At 70.9% G+C, this 17,386-nt stretch carries 14 protein-coding genes; 12 read left to right on the forward strand and 2 right to left on the reverse strand.

Annotated elements, in window-relative coordinates:
* The first annotated feature begins 36 nt into the window (after positions 1–36).
* The 3 genes from ES689_RS08760 (at position 37) to guaA (ending at position 2,978) form a co-directional block, all read left to right on the forward strand.
* The gene (locus tag ES689_RS08760; RefSeq protein WP_191330311.1) at positions 37–852 is read left to right on the forward strand and encodes an SURF1 family protein; all 816 of its coding nucleotides are present in this window, start codon (positions 37–39) and stop codon (positions 850–852) included.
* A 99-nt stretch (positions 853–951) separates the two neighbouring features.
* Positions 952–1,395 carry a DUF3817 domain-containing protein gene (locus tag ES689_RS08765; protein ID WP_123547737.1) on the forward strand — a complete coding sequence of 148 codons (444 nt, stop codon included), beginning with the start codon at positions 952–954 and terminating at the stop codon, positions 1,393–1,395.
* Positions 1,392–2,978, forward strand: a complete 1,587-nt coding sequence (gene guaA, locus ES689_RS08770; protein ID WP_123547738.1) for a glutamine-hydrolyzing GMP synthase — start codon at positions 1,392–1,394, stop codon at positions 2,976–2,978. Before ES689_RS08765 ends, guaA begins: the two co-directional genes overlap by 4 nt.
* A 175-nt stretch (positions 2,979–3,153) precedes the next feature.
* Here the strand turns inward: guaA and ES689_RS08775 are convergent, their stop codons facing one another.
* Positions 3,154–3,993 (reverse strand): Bax inhibitor-1/YccA family protein, encoded by an 840-nt coding sequence (locus tag ES689_RS08775; protein WP_146902975.1) that lies wholly within the window; start codon positions 3,991–3,993, stop codon positions 3,154–3,156.
* A gap of 243 nt (positions 3,994–4,236) precedes the next feature.
* Here ES689_RS08775 and ES689_RS08780 point away from each other — a divergent pair, with 243 nt between their 5' ends.
* The 3 genes from ES689_RS08780 to ES689_RS08790 all read left to right on the forward strand — a co-directional run bounded on the left by ES689_RS08780 (position 4,237) and on the right by ES689_RS08790 (position 8,350).
* Positions 4,237–5,244, forward strand: a complete 1,008-nt coding sequence (locus ES689_RS08780) for a glycerophosphodiester phosphodiesterase family protein (protein ID WP_146902978.1) — start codon at positions 4,237–4,239, stop codon at positions 5,242–5,244.
* A complete protein-coding gene (locus tag ES689_RS08785; protein WP_146902981.1) occupies positions 5,234–5,860 on the forward strand; it encodes a hypothetical protein in 627 nt (208 codons plus the stop codon). Before ES689_RS08780 ends, ES689_RS08785 begins: the two co-directional genes overlap by 11 nt.
* Positions 5,861–5,926: 66 nt before the next feature.
* A complete protein-coding gene (locus ES689_RS08790) occupies positions 5,927–8,350 on the forward strand; it encodes an ATP-dependent helicase (protein ID WP_146902983.1) in 2,424 nt (807 codons plus the stop codon).
* Between the two features lie 32 nt (positions 8,351–8,382).
* Here the strand turns inward: ES689_RS08790 and ES689_RS15865 are convergent, their stop codons facing one another.
* Positions 8,383–9,006, reverse strand: a complete 624-nt coding sequence (locus tag ES689_RS15865) for an FHA domain-containing protein (RefSeq protein ID WP_146902986.1) — start codon at positions 9,004–9,006, stop codon at positions 8,383–8,385.
* Positions 9,007–9,102: 96 nt separating this feature from the next.
* Here ES689_RS15865 and ES689_RS08800 point away from each other — a divergent pair, with 96 nt between their 5' ends.
* From ES689_RS08800 to ES689_RS08825, 6 genes are all read left to right on the forward strand, one after another.
* Entirely contained in the window at positions 9,103–9,396 is a 294-nt protein-coding gene (locus ES689_RS08800) for a WXG100 family type VII secretion target (protein WP_146902989.1), read from the forward strand.
* A 73-nt stretch (positions 9,397–9,469) separates the two neighbouring features.
* Entirely contained in the window at positions 9,470–9,760 is a 291-nt protein-coding gene (locus tag ES689_RS08805) for a hypothetical protein (protein ID WP_146902992.1), read from the forward strand.
* Positions 9,761–9,915: 155 nt separating this feature from the next.
* Entirely contained in the window at positions 9,916–11,088 is a 1,173-nt protein-coding gene (locus ES689_RS08810) for a hypothetical protein (protein WP_146902995.1), read from the forward strand.
* Between the two features lie 520 nt (positions 11,089–11,608).
* On the forward strand, positions 11,609–12,259 hold the full coding sequence (locus tag ES689_RS08815; protein ID WP_146902998.1) for a hypothetical protein: 651 nt from the start codon (positions 11,609–11,611) through the stop codon (positions 12,257–12,259).
* A 51-nt stretch (positions 12,260–12,310) separates the two neighbouring features.
* Positions 12,311–12,919 (forward strand): hypothetical protein, encoded by a 609-nt coding sequence (locus ES689_RS08820; protein ID WP_146903001.1) that lies wholly within the window; start codon positions 12,311–12,313, stop codon positions 12,917–12,919.
* A 47-nt stretch (positions 12,920–12,966) separates the two neighbouring features.
* On the forward strand, positions 12,967–17,358 hold the full coding sequence (locus ES689_RS08825) for an FtsK/SpoIIIE domain-containing protein (protein ID WP_223269492.1): 4,392 nt from the start codon (positions 12,967–12,969) through the stop codon (positions 17,356–17,358).
* Positions 17,359–17,386: the final 28 nt, after the last annotated feature.

Consider the following 17,386-nt stretch of genomic DNA (forward strand, 5'->3'; position numbering starts at 1 on the left):
GCAGGCTCCCGCGAGGGCGCAGGTACCATCGGCCTCGTGACCCGCACCGAGAACGCTCCCGTCTCGAGCGACGTCGACGTCCCCGCCTCCATGTGGGAGGTCGCCCGGCGCCCCCGCTGGATCGCCATGCTCGCCCTCTGCCTGGTGATCGCGGGCATCTTCGCGTGGCTCGGACACTGGCAGATCGAGCGAAGCGTCGAGAGCGGTCAAGAGGTCAACCCCGAGACCGAGACCGTCAAGGTGCTCAGCGACGTCGTCGACCCGCAGTCGTCCTTCTTCGACCGCGTCGGCGGGCAGATGGTCACGGTCACCGGGCAGTTCGCGCCCGACGACTTCCGCGTCGTCGTCGACCGCTACAACGGCGGCGACCCCGGCTCGTGGCTGATCGGTCGTCTCGTCGACGACGCCGACGGGTCGTCGGTCGTCGTCGCCCTCGGCTGGAGCAGCGACGAGGGCGGTGCCGAGGCCGCCGAGCGCGCCGTGCCCACGGGCACGGTCACCGTGACCGGCCGCTACATGCCGAGCGACCAGCCCTCCGACGGCGACTTCCGCGAGGGGCGGGAGAACGTCGTGTCGGTGCCGATGCTCGTCAACGAGTGGACCGACCTCGACGGCGACGTCTACTCCGGCTACGTCGTGTCCGCCGACCCGGTCGACGGCCTCGCCGCCATCGACTCCGTCGCCCCCGAGAGCGACCGCTCGCTCAACTGGCTGAACGTCTTCTACGCGATCGAGTGGGTCGTGTTCGCCGGCTTCGCGATCTTCCTGTGGTTCCGGCTCGTGCGAGACCGCTTCGAGCGCGACGTCGACGAGGCCGAGGAGGCGCGGCTCGAGGGGGCGACCGCCTCCTGACCTGCTCCTCCTTCGCTCGCCGACCCGCGCCTCCTTCGCCGGCTCGACGACGACCGACCCCGCCCTGGCCCCGCCGCCTCCGCGGGTAGGATCGAGGCCATGCCCCTGAAGCCCCGGCAACGCGACATCCCGAAGATCCCGGGTGCCGTCAAGTTCTACAAGATCTCCGCCTACGTCACCGGCGTGATGCTGCTGTTGCTCGTCTTCGAGATGGCCTTCAAGTACACGCCCCTGCAGCTCGAGATGCAGCTCGGCGGCGAGGGCGGGTTCCTCGTGCCCGTCGACTCGATCACCACCGGCTTCAACCTGTCGACCGCGATCCTCATCGCGCACGGCTGGCTCTACGTCGTCTACCTCTTCGCCGACTTCCGCCTCTGGAGCCTGATGCGGTGGCCGTTCTCGCGGTTCATCATCATCGCCCTCGGCGGCGTCGTGCCGTTCCTCTCGTTCTTCGTCGAGAGCCACATGACCAAGCTGGCGATGCGTGAGCACGCAGCGCTGGTCGCCGAGCCCACCCCCAGCACCCAGGGAGCCCCCGCGTGACAGAAGCCACCGAGACGGCCCAGAGCCCCGTCCTCGTCGTCGATTTCGGGGCGCAGTACGCGCAGCTGATCGCGCGACGCGTCCGAGAGGCCAACGTCTACTCCGAGATCGTGCCGCACACGATCACCGCCGCCGAGATCGCGGCGAAGAACCCCGTCGGCATCGTGCTCAGCGGCGGTCCGTCGAGCGTCTACGAAGAGGGCGCCCCCGGTCTCGACCCGGCGATCCTCGAGCTCGACGTGCCCGTGCTGGGCATCTGCTACGGCTTCCAGGCGATGGCGAAGGCCCTCGGCGGCGAGGTCTCGCGCACCGGTCAGCGCGAGTACGGCGCGACGGACGTCACCCTCGCCGAGGGCGACAGCACCCTGCTCTCGGGCCAGCCGACCTCGCAGACGACGTGGATGAGCCACGGCGACTCGGTCTCGAAGGCGCCCGAGGGCTTCGACGTGCTCGCGTCGAGCGCCGCGACCCCCGTCGCCGCGTTCTCGAGCGACGCCCGCAAGCTCTACGGCGTGCAGTGGCACCCCGAGGTGAAGCACTCGTCGTTCGGCCAGGCCGTGCTCGAGAACTTCCTTCACCGCGCCGCCGGCATCCCCGCCGACTGGAACAGCGGCAACGTCATCGCCGAGCAGGTCGCCCGCATCCGCGAGCAGGTCGGCTCGTCGCGGGTGATCTGCGGTCTCTCCGGAGGTGTCGACTCGGCCGTCGCGGCCGCCATCGTGCACGAGGCGGTCGGCGACCAGCTCGTGTGCGTCTTCGTCGACCACGGCCTGCTGCGCGCAGACGAGCGTCGCCAGGTCGAGGAGGACTACGTCGCCTCGACGGGCGTCCGCCTCGTCACGGTCGACGCCGAGCAGCAGTTCCTCGACGCGCTCGCCGGCGTCACCGACCCCGAGCAGAAGCGCAAGATCATCGGGCGCGAGTTCATCCGCAGCTTCGAGGGCGCCGCCGAGGCGCTCGTGCTCGAGGCCGCGGCCGAGGGCGAGTCCGACGTCAAGTTCCTCGTGCAGGGCACGCTCTACCCCGACGTCGTCGAGAGCGGCGGCGGCACGGGCACCGCGAACATCAAGAGCCACCACAACGTGGGCGGCCTGCCCGAAGATCTGCAGTTCGAGCTCGTCGAGCCGCTCCGCACCCTCTTCAAGGACGAGGTGCGTGCCATCGGCCGCGAGCTCGGCCTGCCCGAGGTCATCGTCGGCCGCCAGCCGTTCCCCGGGCCGGGACTCGGCATCCGCATCATCGGCGAGGTGACCCACGAGCGCCTCGAGCTGCTGCGGCACGCCGACGCGATCGCGCGCGCCGAGCTGACCGCCGCCGGTCTCGACGGCGACATCTGGCAGTGCCCGGTCGTGCTGCTCGCCGACGTCCGTTCGGTGGGCGTGCAGGGCGACGGTCGCACCTACGGCCACCCGATCGTGCTGCGCCCGGTCTCGTCGGAGGACGCCATGACGGCCGACTGGACGCGACTGCCCTACGACGTGCTGGCCAAGATCTCGAACCGCATCACGAACGAGGTCGACGGGGTCAACCGTGTCGTGCTCGACGTCACGTCGAAGCCGCCGGGCACCATCGAGTGGGAGTGACGCCGCTCCGCCTCTGACGGCGCCAGCGCGACGCGAAAGCGACGAAACGACGTGATCTTCCACGTTGTTTCGTCGCTTTCGCGTTGGTACCCCGTCGTGGGAGGCGCGGCGGGGGCACGAAGAGGCGGGGCCCGTCCCTCTCGGAACGAGCCCCGCCTCCTGATGTCGCCGCTCGTTACTCGCTGCCTCGCAGGATGGCGAGCATGCGCAGGATCTCCACGTAGAGCCAGACCACGGTCATGACGATGCCGAACGCGGCAGACCAGCCGTAGATGCTCGGGGCGCCGCGCTCGACGCCGGTCTTGACCTGGTCGAAGTCGAGAACGAGGGAGTACGCGGCCATCAGGACGACGGCGATGCCGATGAGGAAGCCGATCGGGATGCCGAAGATGTCGCCGCCGCGGAGGCCCCAGGGGTTGCTGTTCGCGCCGAAGGCCATGAGCCCGAGGTTCAACAGCGAGAAGAGGCCGTAGCTCACCATGCCGATCATGAAGATCTTCGTGGCGCGCTTCGACGCGCGGACCTTGCCGCTCTTGAAGAGGAGCAGGGTGACGACGAAGACCGCGGCGGTGCCGAGCAGGGCCTGCGTGACGATGCCGTCGAACTGAGCCTCGAAGATCGACGAGATGCCGCCGACGAAGAGACCCTGGGCCGCCGAGTAGGCGAGCACGAGGCCGGCCGACGGGCGCTTCTTGAAGATGTTGACGAGCGCGAGCACGAAGCCCGCGATGGCGCCGACGATGGCGAGTGCCGGGACGAACCAGCCGACCGCCGCTCCGACGAGCAGGACGGCGAAGGCGATGACCGTCTTCGTGATCGTGTCCTCGTAGGTCATGCGGTCGGTCTCGGCCGGGCCGGCGGCGGGCTGCGTGTACAGATCCTGCAGCTGCTCGGCGGTCATGCCGTTGTACTCGACCGGGCGCTGTCCCGCAGCGGCGCGCTCCTGCCGGATGACGGCGGCGCCCTTCTCCGAGAAGGCCGGCGACTGACTGAAGCCGGGATTCGAGAATGCCAAGGGAGTTCCTCTTCTGGTCGTGAGACGTGGTCGCGACGCGAGGTGCTGTGTGCTGCGTCGCCGTACAGAAGAGGCTAACGGGTGTCGGCCAGGGGAGGGCTGGGGATTTGCCTGATGAGGCCCGTATTCGCGACAGGCGAACGTGCACCGGCTGCACGGTTGTACCCTCTCTCGGCCGGGGGCGCGGCTGCCTGCCGACGCCGCGCCTCCTCGGCGTCGCCCGCCGCCGGTACCGTGGCTGGCATGTCGCCTCGCCCCCTCGTCATCGCCCACCGCGGAGCCAGCGGGCACCGGCCCGAGCACGGGGAGGCGGCCTACCGCCTGGCGATCGAGCTGGGGGCCGACGCGATCGAGCCCGACATCGTGCCCACCCGCGACGGCGTTCTCGTGCTGCGGCACGAGAACGAGATCTCGGGCACGACCGACGTCGCCGACCACGCTGAGTTCGCCGACCGGCGCACCACGAAGCAGATCGAGGACAAGGAGGTGGCGGGCTGGTTCACCGAGGACTTCACCTGGGCAGAGCTCAGCACCCTGACCGTGCGCGAGCGCCTGCCGCACCTCCGTCCGCTCAGTGCCGCGCACGACGGCGAGGGTGGCATCCAGCGGCTGAGCGACCTGCTCCGGCTGCTCGACGACGCCCCTCGGCCGGTCGGCCTCGTCGCCGAGGTGAAGCACGCCCAGCACTTCGAGGCGCTCGGGCTGCCCCTCGACGAGCTCGTCGCCGCCGAGCTGGCCGAGCACGGCTGGGCGGACGACCCGCGCCTCACCGTCGAGAGCTTCGAGCAGACCGTGCTCTGGCAGCTCCGTGAGAGAGGCGTCGGCGGCCGCCTCGTGTGGCTGGTCGAGAAGGCGGGCTCGGCGGCCGACCAGGTCGCCCGGCTCGGCTCGGCGGCGCCGACCTACGCTGACCAGCTCGACGAGGCGTCGCTGGCCGCCCTGGCGCGGCAGGGCCTGCACGGGGTCTCGTTCGACAAGGCGATGCTGCTCCGCGCCTCCGGCGAGACCCGGCCCGAGCTGGTCGACCGGGCGCACGCGGCCGGTCTCGACGTTTTCACGTGGACGCTGCGGATCGAGAACGCGTTCCTCGCGAAGGGCAACCGCCAGGCCGGCGGCAAGGAGGCGGAGGGCGACTGGGAGTCGGAGTTCGCCGACCTGATGGCGCTCGGCCTCGACGGCGTCTTCGCCGACCACCCCGAGCGCGCGGTCGCGGTGCGCGAGGGGCTGTGGGGGCGAGGTCATGAGCGCTGACCGCTGGTGGCAGCGCTCGGAGGTGCTGCTGGTGCGGGCGGTCGTCGCCTGCCTCGGTGCCCTCGTGCTCACTCTCGTGCAGGTGCCGGTCGCCGTCTTCTGGGCCGGGTGGGTGGTGGCGGGCCCCGTCTCGGCCGCGCAGGGAACCGGTGCGGGCCTGTTCGTCGCCGGTCCCTTCGCCGCGACGATGTGCGGCCTGGTCGTGAGCTCCGTCCTGAGCACCAGCGTCGTGCCGGCCGTCTGGGGCGCGCGCGTCCGCGCACGACGACACGAGGAGGCGGTGGCCCAGCGCACGGGACGCTCGCCGCACCTCCCCGACTCCGACCTCGAGGTCCGCTGGCTGCTGACCGGAGTGCGGTTCGCGGGCTTCTTCTTCACGGCGGTGCACACCGGTGACGAGCGGAGGCCGGGCGCTGACGCGGCCCGGCGGCTGCCGCCCCGGCCGGAGCGGTGGCTCGCACCGGTGCGGCCGTTCCGGGCCCCCTGGCCGAGCCGGCTCTTCGACCACGTGCGCACGAGCGCACCGCGCGGGACGTGGTACGTCGTCTTCTTCGCCGCCCTCGCCCAGATGGGCCTCTCCGCGCTCGTGGCGTGGGCGGCCGGCGTCCCGCTCTGACCTCGGCGTCCAGCACTGCCCACGACCGGCTCGGATGTCGGGGGCCCGGCTTAGACTGGCCGCGCCATGACGATCGTGCTCGAGCCCTCTGACGCTTCCGGTTCTGCCGGTGATCCCCTGACCGCGGGGCTGAACCCGCAGCAGAAAGAGGCGGTCGAGTATCGCGGGCAGTCGCTGCTGATCGTCGCCGGTGCCGGCTCGGGCAAGACGAGCGTGCTGACCCGCCGCATCGCCGGGCTGATCGCGACGCGCGAGGCCTGGCCGAGCCAGATCCTCGCCATCACCTTCACGAACAAGGCCGCGGCCGAGATGCGCGAGCGCGTGCAGCAGCTCGTCGGCCAGGCGGCCGAGGGCATGTGGATCTCGACGTTCCACTCGGCGTGCGTGCGCATCCTGCGTCGTGAGGCCGAGCAGTTCGGCTTCACGAAGAGCTTCACGATCTACGACTCGGCCGACTCGAAGGCGCTGCTCAAGCGCATCCTCAAGCAGCTCGACGCCGACTCTCTCGGCTTCACCGTCAGCCAGGCGGCGGGCAAGATCTCGAAGCTCAAGAACGAACTCAGCGACGTCGAGACGTACGCACGGCAGATCAACGCGGGCGACCCGCAAGACGTGATGTTCCTCGAGATCTTCCGGCAGTACACGCGGTCGCTGCAGCAGGCGAACGCGTTCGACTTCGACGACCTCATCTCGCAGACCGTGTTCCTGTTCCGGGCGTTCCCGCACGTGGCGGCGACGTACCAGCGGCGGTTCCGCCACCTGCTCGTCGACGAGTACCAAGACACCAACCACGCGCAGTACGCGCTGATCCGCGAGCTGACGCGTCCCGTCGACCCCGAACACGTCGACGCCCTCGAGCGCGGCGGGCAGTTCGTGCAGTCGATGCGCGACGGCAGTGGTCGCATCCCCGGGGCGTCGCTGACGGTGGTCGGCGACAGCGACCAGTCGATCTACGCGTTCCGCGGCGCCGACATCCGCAACATCGTCGAGTTCGAGCGCGACTTCCCCAACTCGAAAGTGGTGCTGCTCGAGCAGAACTACCGCTCGACCCAGAACATCCTCGACGCGGCCAACGCCGTCATCGCCAACAACTTCGACCGGCAGGCCAAGAACCTGTTCACGACGGTCGGCGAGGGCGCCAAGATCGTCGGGTTCACGGGCTACACCGGGCACGACGAGGCGCAGTTCGTCGCCGACGAGATCGCGAAGCTGCACGAGCAGGGCACGGCCTACAAAGACGTCGCGGTCTTCTACCGCACCAACTCGCAGACCCGTGCACTCGAAGAGATCTTCATCCGCTCGGCGATCCCGTACCGGGTGCTCGGCGGCACGAAGTTCTACGAGCGTGCCGAGATCAAAGACGCGATGGCGTACCTGATCACGGTCGCGAACCCCTCCGACCCGATGGCGCTGCGCCGCATCATGAACGTGCCGAAGCGCGGCATCGGCCCGGCGACCGAGACGGCGATGCAGCGCTGGGCCGACGAGCGCGAGGCTCCTCTGCGCGACGCCATGCGCAACGCCCGTGAACTCGGCCTCGGCCCCAAGGTGACCGGGGCGATCACCGGTCTCGCGACCCTGCTCGACGAGGTGCAGGCGACGGCCGACACCGCGCCGGTGCACGAGATCCTCACCCGGCTGATCGAGGGCAGCGGCCTGGTGGAGGCGTTGCGGGCGTCGAGAGACCCGCAAGACGAGGCGCGGGCCGAGAACATCGACGAGCTCGTCGCGGTCACGAAAGAGTTCCAGCGGAACAACCCCGACGGCACCCTGCTCGACTTCCTCACCGAGGTGACGCTGGTCGCCGCAGCCGACGACCTCGACGACTCGAGCGGCACCGTTTCGCTGATGACGCTGCACACGGCGAAGGGCCTCGAGTACGAGGCGGTGTTCCTCACCGGCGTCGAAGAAGACCTGCTGCCGCACCGCATGTCGGCGAGCGAGCCCGGCGGCCCTGCGGAAGAGCGCCGGCTGTTCTACGTCGGCATCACGCGTGCCCGCAAGCAGCTGTTCCTGTCGCTCGCGATGACCCGCGCCCAGTTCGGCGAGGTGAACGTGGCGATGCCGTCGCGCTACCTACAAGAGATTCCGGTCGACCTGATCGACTGGAAGCAGTCGCCCGGCATGGCGAACAGCCGAGGAGGCACCCAGCCGCGGGCGCTCAACGCGCGTCGCGAGGGCGGCCCGGACACGAACCGCGGGGCGACCCCGCGCGCGTCGGGCGGCTACGGCAGCGGCAGCTACGACCGCGCCACGGCGGCGGCGAAGACGAAGCCGAAGACCGAGTGGGCGAACCGCGTCACCGGCACGGTGCGCGACAACGGCGACCTGGTGCTCGAGACGGGCGATCGCATCTCGCACGTCGACTTCGGCGAGGGCCGCGTCATGGCCGTCACCGGCGAGGGCGCCCGCCGCATCGCCGAGGTGCTCTTCGACACCGCCGGCCGCAAGAAGCTGCTGATCAAGGTCGCGCCGATCGAGAAGGTCTAGACGCCCAGGCGCAGCTGGGCGCTCCCGGAGCCCTAGGAGCTCGGGCGAGCCTCCTGCAGGGACGCCGTCGTTCCGCCCAGGTGGACGACGTCGCCGATGCTCAGCGTGAGCGGGGCTCCCGGCGCCAGCTCGACCATCGCGCCTCGGAGCTGCCTCACGGTCGTCCCGTTCCCGGAGCCCAGGTCGGTGATCGTCACGACGCCGTGGGCGTCGACGACGAGGCGAGCGTGTTCGCGCGACAGCGACCTCGACTCATCGGTGAGCTCGAGCCGCGCGGTCGTGGACACCTCCTGATCAGCCGCCGCGAGGCGACGACGGCCCACGATCAGGCCCTCGGAGGTGACCCGAGCCCTCGTCCCGTCAGGGAGGCACAGGTCGTGAGCGCGATGAGCGTCGTGAGCGCCGTCAGTGCGGTGAGCGTCCCGCGGGGCAGCTGGGACAGGCGCTGAGGTGGCCGACGCCTCCGACCAGGTGGTCAGGCCGATCCGCAGGGGAGGGGGGAGGTCGAGCGACGGGACCCCAGCCGGGAACGGCAGGCGGACCACCTTGCTGAGGAGGCCGTCGCGTCGCAGCACCTCGACATCGTCCTCGCTGAAGTGTTCTCGATGCTGCGGCGCCCGTCGGCGATCCCTCCACGAGTCCGATCTCCGTGCCATCTCGTCTCCTGCCTGTGGATGATTACCCGAACGGTCTGTCCATGTGACATGTTAATGCCATGCGATCCGCTGCGGGTCGCGCAGAGAGGACCACCCATGGCAAACGTCTCCGTCACCTTCGACGACATCCGGACCCAGGCGACACAACTCCGCAACGGACAGCGGACCATCGAGGACCAGCTGAGTCAGCTCAAATCGCAGATCGACGACCTGGTCGGCTCGGGCTTCGTCACCGACCGCTCCTCCAAGGCCTTCGACGCGTCGTACACCGAGTTCACCAGTGGTGCGAGCAAGACGATCCAAGCGATCGAGGGCATGGCCGGGTTCCTCGAGGGCGCTGCCGACGCCTTGCAGAGCACCGACGAGCAACTCGCCAGCAGCCTCCGCTGAGGCCTGGACCGCTGACGGATGCCCGTCTCGCCGAGGAGGCGGGGCGGGCGTCCCCCTGAGAGAAGGAGAAGACATGGCTCGATCGAGCCTCACCGTCGACACGGAAGACCTCCGTTCGCTCTTCGCGACGCTCGGAGAGGTGAAGTCGGCGTTCGAGTCGGGGCGCGACTGTGTCGACGACGCGGACGCCTGCGGCCACGCCGGCCTCGTGCAGCGCGTCCGGTCGTTCTCCACCGGGTGGGACGACACACGGCGGCGCCTGGCAGAAGCGATCGGCGACCTGGGCACGTCCGCGCGCGGCATCGCGGACGGCTTCGACGACGCCGACGCCGAACTGGCGGCGTCGTTGGCGGGTGACGACTGATGGCTTACTCGTGGGCGTCACCCCTGGCCGTGGTCCCGGGCGATCCGCTCGTCGTCGGGCAGATGGCCCGGCGCTTCTGCCTCACCGCCGAGTCCGTCGGATCGGCCGCGTCCTCGTTGAGGTCCCTCGACATCGAGTCGGCCGAGAGCGAAGCTGTGGCGGCCTTCATGCTCAAGGCGGCGGACCTCGAGTCCAGGCTGAGCGCCGCACGAGGTCGCTACGCCGAGACCGGGGCCGCCCTGGGGTCCTACGCCGACTCCCTCGCGAGTGCTCTCGATGACTCGCGTCCCGCGGTCCGTGACAACGACCGTGCGAGGGACGACTTCGACGCCGCTGATCGCCTCGTGACGACGTACGAAGGACGCGCCCTGCTCGAGCCCGAAGGGCCGGCGAAGCAGCAGTACGAAGACTGGGCCGCCGCGCAGGAGGTACGACGCCGAGAAGCCCGTGATCGGATGACGACGTCGGCTCGGCGGCTCGCTGCCGCCCACGCCGCGGCCGATGCCGCCGCCGTGGTCGCGATCCGGCGGATCGACGACGCCACGGACGACGGGCTCCGCGACTCGTTCTGGGACGACCTCGGCGGTGTCGCCCACGCAGTCGGCGCGGCTGTCGGCGACGTCGGGGACGGGATCGCCGACGCGTGGGACGCCTCGGCCCTGCGTGACGTCCTCGCGCCCGGCTTCGAGTCGTTCCAGGACTGGATGCAGGAGAACGACGCGTGGATCGCCCGTGTCCTGGAAGTCGTCGACCGCGTGGGGATGATCGTCGGCGTCTTGTCGATGGCATTCCCGTGCCTCGGCCCAGTGGCCCTGGCTCTGGCGCTCTTGAGCATCGGCATCACTGCGGCACGCGCGCTCGCAGGGACTGCGACGATTCTCGACGTGGGGTTGTCGGCTCTGTCCTTGATCACCTTCGGCACTGGGCGAATCCTGGCAAAGAGTGCGCGGAGTTCGTTGGTCGGCCTACGCACGGCGCGAGCTCAAGCCCTGATGGACGACGGCATGTCCACCTCCCTGGCACAGGCCACCGTGGCCAAGACCTTCTACCGCAGCAGGCCCCGCATGTTCGACTCATCGCTCTTCTTCGCAGGGGGCGACGCGACTGCCGCGCACCTCTCGATCTATCTGGTGAGGGGGCGGCCAGGTGTGTCTGCGGCCGAGCTCCAGCACGCCGCTGAGCTGGCGGGGCGCGTGAAGGCCCTGCAAGCTCTGGCATGGGCAGGACAGGCGCAGGGCGCCGCTCCTGATGTCTGGTCGGTCATGACGGACCTTCGCGGGCTGCTTCCCCTGGGGCAATCTCGCGCTCTGACCGGTGCAGCGTGGTGAGTCGGCGCCACCGGCAACCTAGGACGTGGTTCGACTGGGCAGTCTTCGCCTCGGTTCTCTTGGCCCATGTGACGTACTGGGGAGCCAGCGCCGTTCTTGGCGTGGTGTCCTTGATCCGGATGGCGAACGGCGAGGCCTCACCGCCCGCTGAGGAACTCATGAAGACGAGCGCAGACTGGCCGCCGGTGATCTTGCCGTCGTGGCCGTGGTGGGTCTCCGTCCCGCTGCTCGTCATCGCGGTGGCGCGGACCGTCCATGCACCCTCATGGCCGCCGACCACGTGGACCCCGACCACAGTGTCGATGTTCGCGATCCTCGCCGGTGCGGATGGTGTGCTCTTCGCCCTTGCATTCATCGGTACGCCGGAATGGCCTCGCGACTCGCTCATTCCCGGCGCTCTCCTCTGTCTCGTCGGCGCAGCTGGTCTCGGGAACGTCTTGATTCTCCGCGTACGAGCTGGCAGGGCACGTACGAAGGAGGCGCGACTCGCTCGCCAGCCTCGGACTCTCGAGGACCTCCGGTGAGGGGGGCGCAGTACGTGTCCCGCTCCTCGGGCGCCAGGGGCGCCTCCTACTCGATCGTGGTGCCGCCCGGCTTCGTTCGCATCCCTGGCGGTGCGGGTCCCGAGACTGCTCTCTCGATGGTGCTCGACCAGCTCGGGGAGACCAGCCCCGACCCTGAGTTCGAGACGCGCTTCGTCGACGCTCTGCGGCGGGTCGGCGAGGCAGACGTGCACCACGCGGTGCTCGACTCGTACATCACCGCCGGCCCCGTGCCGGACGCGGGCGTCGCGTGCAGCGTCGTCTTCGCGGCCGTGCCCGTCACACGCAGCGAGCACAGCGATCTCGACCGACTCCTCCTCGCCCGGATCGCCGGCGGCGCGACGCCCACCGTCGTCGGGGGCGACCCTGCCGTGTCGTGGGAGCTCGAGAGCGCGGCGTCTCACGAGCCCCAGCGGGTGCTCAGGCGCCGAGCGGTCCTCGCGCGCGTGGCCGGGCACGACCACCTGCTCGTCTCGATCGTCCTCACGGTCGTCGCCGACGCGACACAGCGGGGCGAGGGACGCGGGGAAGTGGCCGAGGCCTTCGTCGAGCTCTTCGAGGCGATGCTCACGACCGTGCGGTGGCGGGACGACCGTGGCCGCCTCATCACCGAACGGCCGATCGAGTGACGGGGCTCTCGACGTTCTGCAGACATCTCGACGACGACCAGGAAGACGCACATGACCGACGCACAGCTCGCCGCTGCCCCGAGTGAGGACCGTCCGATGGAGATCCTCGTCGGGTACGACCCGACGACGTGGATCTGCCTGCCCCCGTCGTGGCCGCACCACGGTCACGACGGGGCTCGCTCCTGGGTCGCCGCCACCGTCCACGACGTCTGTGCTCGCTCGTCCGGCACCACGAGGGCGAACAAGCGCTGGCTCACCAGGGCCCTCGAGCGCCTCGCCGAGTGGCAGGACGAGAACGAGCTCCGGTACCTGTACCTGCCGGCGGTCACGAGCGAGTTCCTCTTGCTGCGCATCCAGTACGCCTTCTGCGAGGGCGACCGTGACGACCTGCTGCGACACCTCGTCCTCACGACGGATCTCGACGCTCTGGAGCCGCCGGCGCTCCACGAGATCACGACCGCTGGGCTCGGCCGGGGACTCAGGGGCCTCCTGCACGCCGACGTGGCCGGGCAGTTGACCACGATGGTCGCGACCGCGTTCCGGTCAGAGCCCTTCGACCTCCGCATCACCTGCCAGCTAGGTCCGCCCGAGGACGTGCCTCACCTGCTGCCCCTCGTCGACGAGTTCATCGACGGCATCAGCGTCGTCCCCGCGGAGTGAGGCTTTCAGCGACTGTCCACGACGCCGTGAGCGGTCGGAGCGCGGACGTGGCTTGGGAGGTGGACCCGGGCACCACTGTCGGGCAACTCGTGACCGCTGCGCTGCCGCACCTCGGGCTCGCCACGATCGCCGATCGAGAGGCGCCGGGGCAGCGGGCCGTGACCGTCGACGGCTCTCTGGTGGCCCTCGACGCCTGTGTGGCCGCGGGGCACGTGCTGGAGGCGAGCGTGCTGTCGATCGGCGCGCCTCACGGGACGTCGTCACTTCCCGACGACGGGCCCAGCGTCCGTGTCGTCGGAGGGCCGGGCGCCGGGACGGTCTTCGTCGTCGATCCCGGTGCCTGCATCATCGGATCGTCGCACCGGGCCACGATTCGTCTCGTCGGCGACGTGCCGGCCTTCGTCGCGGTCCTGCGTCTCGACGGCGGGGGACGCTTCACCATCGAGCCCGCCTCGGCGTGCGCCCCCGACGGGCTCGGGGGAGACCTCGTCGTGACCGTCGACCGCCGTCCGCTCGTGGAGGCCGTCCCGTTGGGCGAGTCGTCGATCGTCCGCATCGGGGACGTCCTTCTCGCGGTCGCGGCCGGACGCCGGCCCGGGGCCGCACTCCACGTGGCCACGAGCGGGACGCGCCTGGAATTCGCCCGCCCGCCGCGGCTGCTCCCCGAAGCACCGCCGACCTCGTTCCGCCTGCCACCGGAACCGGAGGCTCCGGCCAGGAGGCCCCTGCCGGTCGTCGCAGCCCTCGCGCCGCTCGCGATGGCCGGAGTCATGGTCGGCATCTTCGGACACCTGATGTACCTCGCGTTCGGTCTCATGTCGCCGATCGTGATGATCGCCAACTACGTGTCCGACCGGCGGAACGGCAGACTGACCCATCGGCGGCGGCTCGCGGAGCACGAGGCCGCGACGACGTCGGTCCTGACCGCCGCGGACGACGCTGTGCACCGGCACGAGCAGGAACTCCGTGCGAGCTGTCCCGACCCGGCCGCCGTGCTCGACACCGCCGTGCGTCGTCGAGCGCGGCTCTGGGAGCGACGACGCGCCGATCCAGATCACCTCGCTCTCCGCGTCGGCACGGCCGACCACCCCTCCGGTGTCACCATCGACGACCCGCGCGAGCTCGAGCACCTGCGGACCGTCGCGCGAGAGGCCCACGCCGTCCCCGTCACGGTCGACCTCCCCCGCTGCGGAGTCGTGGGGATCGCCGGTCGTGACGAGCACGCCCGGCCGCTCGCCGCGTGGTGGCTGGCGCAGATCGGCGTGCTGCAGAGCCCCCGCGACGTCGAGGTCGTGCTGCTCACCTCGGGTTCCGGTGAGGAGCACTGGTCGTGGCTGCGATGGTTGCCGCACACCCGTCCCGGCGAGCCGACGACGTGCTCGAGCCGTGTTGGCCACGACGCAGAGGGCATCGCTCGACGGCTCGCCGAGCTCACCGCCCTCATCGCGGCCCGGCGACGGGCCGCCCGCGAGCCGCGCGGTGCCGTCGACGTCGACGCCCCCGACGTGGTGGTCGTCGTGGACGGGGCACGGCGGCTGCGCAGCCTGCCAGGTCTCGTCACGGTGCTCAAGGAAGGACCGTCGGTCAGGGTCTGGGCGATCTGCCTCGACGTCGACGAGCGCTCCCTGCCCGAGGAGTGCGTGGCCGTCGTGTCCGCCGAGGCCCATCGCCACCGTGTCGCCGCCCAACGGACCGCGAGCGTGCAGGAGGTGCTCGCGGACGAGCTGCCCGAGGGCTGGCACGAAGCGGTCGCGAGGGCCGTCGCCCCGGTCGTGGAGATCGACCACGGGGGCGAGGCGGGCGGCCTGCCCTCGTCCTCCCGCCTCCTCGACCTGCTCGGTCTCGACGAGCCGGACGGTGCTGCCGTCCTGGACCGCTGGAGGCGGCTGGGGCCGAGCACCCGTGTCGTGCTGGGGGAGAGCATCGACGGCCCGTTCGCCGTGGACCTCCGCGCAGACGGCCCCCACGCCCTCGTGGCGGGCACGACAGGGTCGGGCAAGTCCGAGCTGCTCCAGAGCCTCGTCGCGTCGCTGGCCGCCACCAACGACACCGACGCCGTGACGTTCGTCCTCGTCGACTACAAGGGCGGCGCCGCGTTCCGGGACTTCGCAGCGCTCCCGCACACGGTGGGGACCGTGACCGACCTCGACGGCCACCTCGTCGAGCGGGCGCTGACCTCGCTCCGGGCCGAGCTCCACCGGCGTGAGCTCATCCTGGCGGAGGCGGGCGCCAAGGACATCGAGGACCACGCGGACCAGGTCGCCCGCGGGCAGCTGGCGACCGCCCTGCCGCGGCTCGTGATCGTCATCGACGAGTTCGCCTCCCTCGTGCGGGAGCTGCCGGACTTCGTCACCGGTCTCGTCGACATCGCGCAGCGCGGACGGTCCCTCGGCATCCACCTCGTGCTCGCCACCCAACGGCCCACAGGCGTCGTCTCGGCCGACATCCGCGCCAACACGGCTCTGCGCATCGCCCTGCGCGTGACGGATCCCGCCGAGAGCACCGACGTGATCGACGCCCCCGACGCCTCTGCGATCTCGCCCACCACCCCTGGCCGGGCCTTCGTCAGGCTCGGTGCCGGCGCTCTCCTCCCGTTCCAGGCCGGTCGGGTCGGCGGGCGGCCGCCCGGCGCCGTCGTGACGAGGACGGGGCCCGTGTGGAGCTCTCGGCTGGAGTGGTCGACGATCGGCTCGATCCCGAGACTGCCTCCCGAGGTGGAACGGGCGGACGACGGCGAGCTCACGGACCTCGCGCTGCTGGTCGGTGCCGCGGTCGCTGCCCATCAGCTCGGCGGAGGATCGGCCCCGCACCGCCCCTGGCTCGACGCGTTGCCCGAGGTCGTGCTCCTCGACGAGCTGCCCGAGGCGCCGGGGACGGTTCAGGCCGGCCGAAGCGACGACACGCGGGTCGGAGCCGCCGAGAGGGCGGTGTTGCCCTTCGGCCTGCGGGACCTCCCGGCCCGACAGGCTCAGGCGCCGGCGGTCCTCGATCTCGACGCTGCCGGTCACTTGTTCGTCGTCGGGTCTCCTCGATCGGGGCGGTCGCAGGTGCTCCGGGCCCTGGCTGCCTCCGCAGCCGACCGGACGTCCTGTTCAGACGTTCACCTCTACGGCATCGACTGCGGCAGCGGTGCCCTGCTGCCGCTCACAGCCCTGCCCCACACCGGTGCAGTCGTGCAGCGGAGTGAGGTCGATCGTGTGCGCCGCCTGCTCACGCGCCTCGTCTCGGAGACGCTGCGCCGGCAGGACGAGCTCGCTCGGCGGGGACACGGCGGCATCGTCGAGCAACGACGGGCCTCGGCCCCTGCCGACCGCATGCCGCACGTCGTGCTGATGATCGATCGCTGGGAGGGGTTCACGGCGTCGATCGGCGAACTCGACCACGGGGAGCCCGTGGAGCAGGTGACCTTCCTGCTGCGAGAAGGCCCGGGCGTCGGGGTGCACCTCGTCGTCACAGGTGACCGTCAGCTCATCACCGGCCGGTTGGCGACCATGGTCGAGGACAAGCTCGTCCTCCGCCTCGCGGACCGCTCCGACTACGGGCTCGTCGGTCTGTCGCCCCGGGCGCTGCCGGAGAAGATCGGGGACGGGCGGGGGTTCACGTCGGAGACGGCCGTCGAGACGCAGGTCGCTCTCCTCTGTGGCGATCCCGCTGCCAGCGCCCAGGCCGAGTCCCTGCGGGTCCGCGGCTCGTCCGCGACGGAGCGGGACAGGACGGTACCGGCGGCCCGGCGTCCCTTCCGCCTCGAGCGCCTCGACGGGCCGGTGGGCTTCGCCGATGCGTGGGCCCGGCGCTCGCCGGGGATCACGGCCGACGCCATGGTCGCCATGGTCGGTCTCGGGGGCGACGACATGGGCGTGGTCGGCCCCGATCTCGCCGCCGGAGCAGGAACGTTCCTCGTCGCAGGGCCCGGTCGCAGTGGACGGAGCACCGTGCTCCTGAGCATGGCGCGATCCCTCCTGGCACAGGACGTCGAGCTCGTCGTGGTCGCCCCGCGTGCCTCGCCGCTCCGTGAGCTCGAGGCCGTGCCCGGCGTCCTCTCGGTGCTCGCGACGGCGGCCGTGTCCGCCGCCGACCTCGCGCCGTGGTTCGACGGCGGGCAGCGACGCCGTGTTCTCGTGGTGGACGACGCGGAGACGATCAAGGACTGCCCCGCAGCGGCATGGCTGGTCGACTTCATCGCGTCGTGTGGGGAACGGGGGCAGGGCCTGGTCGCCGGGGGTTCCTCGTCGGAGCTCGCCCTCGGGTTCACGGGGTGGCACGTCGACCTGAGACGGGGGCGCTGCGGCGCCCTGCTCAGCCCGCAGGTGCCCGCGGAGGGCGACCTGATCGGGGCTGTCGTGCCACGGAGCTCTCTGTCCGTCCGCCCGCGCGTCGGAGTGGCGCAGGTCAACGTCGGCGACGGCGTCGTCCAGCTGGCCCAGGTTCCGTCGCCCTGACCCGACCGTCGTGCTGCAGCGCTGCCCC

This window comes from Frigoribacterium sp. ACAM 257, from assembly GCF_007954365.1.
Classification (GTDB): Bacteria; Actinomycetota; Actinomycetes; order Actinomycetales; family Microbacteriaceae; genus Frigoribacterium.